The sequence below is a fragment of the Aeromicrobium sp. genome (genome assembly GCF_036676885.1).
In the GTDB taxonomy this organism is placed as follows: Bacteria; Actinomycetota; Actinomycetes; order Propionibacteriales; family Nocardioidaceae; genus Aeromicrobium.
Window position 1 is genome coordinate 1 of the sequence record NZ_JAKFCB010000071.1, and the last position, 2,351, is coordinate 2,351.

5 protein-coding genes are annotated in these 2,351 nt (G+C 66.7%); all 5 read left to right on the top strand.

Annotated elements, in window-relative coordinates; genetic code table 11:
* On the top strand, positions 1–186 hold a 186-nt coding region (locus V6M46_RS03875), incomplete at its 5' end, for a hypothetical protein (RefSeq protein WP_442880439.1).
* Positions 183–671, top strand: coding sequence for a CinA family protein (locus V6M46_RS03880; protein ID WP_332662453.1), 489 nt, complete (start codon positions 183–185; stop codon positions 669–671). The genes V6M46_RS03875 and V6M46_RS03880, both read left to right, overlap by 4 nt.
* A 33-nt stretch (positions 672–704) precedes the next feature.
* Entirely contained in the window at positions 705–1,019 is a 315-nt protein-coding gene (locus tag V6M46_RS03885) for a helix-turn-helix domain-containing protein (RefSeq protein ID WP_149689563.1), read from the top strand.
* Positions 1,020–1,021: 2 nt separating this feature from the next.
* Positions 1,022–1,216 carry a DUF3046 domain-containing protein gene (locus V6M46_RS03890; RefSeq protein ID WP_332662454.1) on the top strand — a complete coding sequence of 65 codons (195 nt, stop codon included), beginning with the start codon at positions 1,022–1,024 and terminating at the stop codon, positions 1,214–1,216.
* 141 nt (positions 1,217–1,357) lie between these two features.
* A partial coding sequence (locus V6M46_RS03895; RefSeq protein WP_332662455.1) for an ABC transporter substrate-binding protein occupies positions 1,358–2,351 on the top strand: 994 nt, incomplete at its 3' end.

The following is a 2,351-nucleotide window of genomic DNA, read 5'->3' on the forward strand; positions in this document are numbered from 1 at the left end:
CTCCTGCCGTTCGACCTGTGGAACAACCCGCCGAGCGACTGGAAGGACACCCCGAGCGACATCATGATCTGGGTGACCAACCTCGTCATGGCTGCGGCGCTCGCGATCACGCTCAGCACCGCCGTCCACTACGTCCGCGACGCCCGGACGATGCGACGCGAGTCCAAGGCCGCGGCGGGCCAGTGACCCTGGCCGCCGACGTCGTCGACGCGCTGAGAGCGGCGAACGCGACGGTGGCCACGGCGGAGTCGCTCACCGGTGGCCTGCTCTGCGCGACCCTGGTCAGCGTCAGTGGCGCCTCCGACGTCGTCCGGGGCGGCGTCGTCGCGTATGCGCCCGAGCTCAAGACCGAGCTCCTCGGTGTCGATGCGGACCTCATCGCCGAGCAGGGGACCGTGACGCCCGACGTGGCGATCCTGATGGCACAGGGCGTCCGCGATCGCCTCGGTGCGACATACGGGCTGTCGACGACCGGAGTTGCCGGACCAGGGCCGGCCGAGGGCAAGCCGGCGGGCACGGTGCACATCGCGGCGGCGGGGCCCGACGGCACCTGGACGACCCGGCTCGAGCTCGCCGGCAACCGCGACACGATCCGAAGTCAGACCGTCGATGCGCTGTTGTCATGGCTGGTCGCTAGGCTGGGGGAAGAATCCCGTTCCCATCGGGGTTGAACCACACATGGCAGGCCAGGACGGAGGGACCCGATGACCGCGATGCGTCAGCTCGTCGGTGAGGTGCTCCGCGCGCGGCGCATGTCCCAGGGACTCACCTTGCGCGACGTCTCGGGCAAGGCCCGGGTCAGCCTGGGCTACATCTCCGAGGTCGAGCGCGGCCAGAAGGAAGCGAGCTCCGAGCTGCTCGCGGCTCTCGCCGCAGCGCTCGAGGTGCCGCTCTCCAAGGTCCTGCTCGACGTCAGCTCGCTCCTCGAGGTCGAGGAAGCCGCCGAGGCGCAGATCGCGAGCATCTCGTCGATCGCCTCCACTGATTCCCTGGGTGACGTCTCCGCGTCGGCCGCCTGACGTTGAAGCACAGCGAGTTCTGGCTCCGGATGGAGCAGCAGTTCGGCCGTGGCTATGCGCGGGTGTGGGCCGAGAGCCACGTGATGCGTGAGCTCGACGGGCGTACGGCAACCGAGGCCCTCGAGGCGGGCGAGAGCCCCAAGACCGTGTGGCGAGCCGTGCACGCCAACCTCCAGCTCCCCGCCTCGGAGCGCTGAACGCGCAGTTCGCACGATTCAATATGTGAACTCGAACAACAAATATGGGAACGCTCCCAAAATTTCGTTGACTTCCGACTGTGACCTGCCTCATACTCCCATGGAAGCGCTCCCACCGAGGGAGCCGGAGGAAGGTACGACGTGAATCGCACACAGCGCATCGCCGCCGCCGCGGCCTCAGCCCTCGTGGTGGGCGCAGTCGCCGCCGGCTGCGGAGGATCCGACGACAAAGGCTCGGGGAACGAGAACGTGACCCTGCGGGTGAACCTGTTCGGTCAGTTCGGCTACAAGGACCTCTACAAGAAGTTCGAGGCTGACCACCCGGGCGTCAAGATCGTGGAGACCGCAGAGGGCGACCTGGGCAAGTACAACACCAAGCTCAGCCAGCAGATCGCGGCCAACGCATCGGCCGGCGACGTCGTGGCGATCGAGGAGGGCCAGACGGTCAACTTCCTGCAGACCGCTGACAAGTTCGTCAACCTCCAGGATCACGGTTACGACCAGCTCAAGGACGCCTACCTGCCGTACGTGGCCAACGCGGCGACCAGCGCAGACGGCAAGACCACGATCGGCCTCGGCACGGACGTCGGCGGGCTCGCGATGTGCTACCGCCGCGACCTGTTCGAGAAGGCCGGCCTGCCGAGCGACCGCGAAGAGGTCGGCAAGCTGTGGCCCACGTGGGACGAGTTCATCGCCACGGGTGAGAAGTTCGACGACGGGATCAAGGACGACAAGATCCACTTCATCGACGCTGCGACCAACGTCTACAACTCGATCCTGATGCAGGGCGGTGACGAGACGTACTTCAACCGCGACAACGAGCTGATCGTCGACTCCAACCCCGCGGTCAAGAATGCGTGGGACTACGCCAACCAGATGATCGAGGCGAAGCTCACCGCCAAGCTCCAGGCCTTCTCCGAGGAGTGGAACGCCGGCTTCAAGAACGGCTCGTTCGCGACCATCGCGTGCCCCGCCTGGATGACCGGCTACATCAAGGGTCAGGCCGGCGACACCTTCACCGGCAAGTGGGACATCGCCACGGTGCCCGGTGGTGGCGGCAACTGGGGCGGATCGTGGCTCGCGGTGCCCAAGTCCAGCAAGCACCAGGACGTGGCCATCGAGCTGATCAAGTTCC

Bases quoted from the DNA above. Each gene is read 5' to 3' on its own strand.
- V6M46_RS03885 (WP_149689563.1), top strand. From the start codon at position 705: ATGACCGCGATGCGTCAGCTCGTCGGTGAGGTGCTCCGCGCGCGGCGC.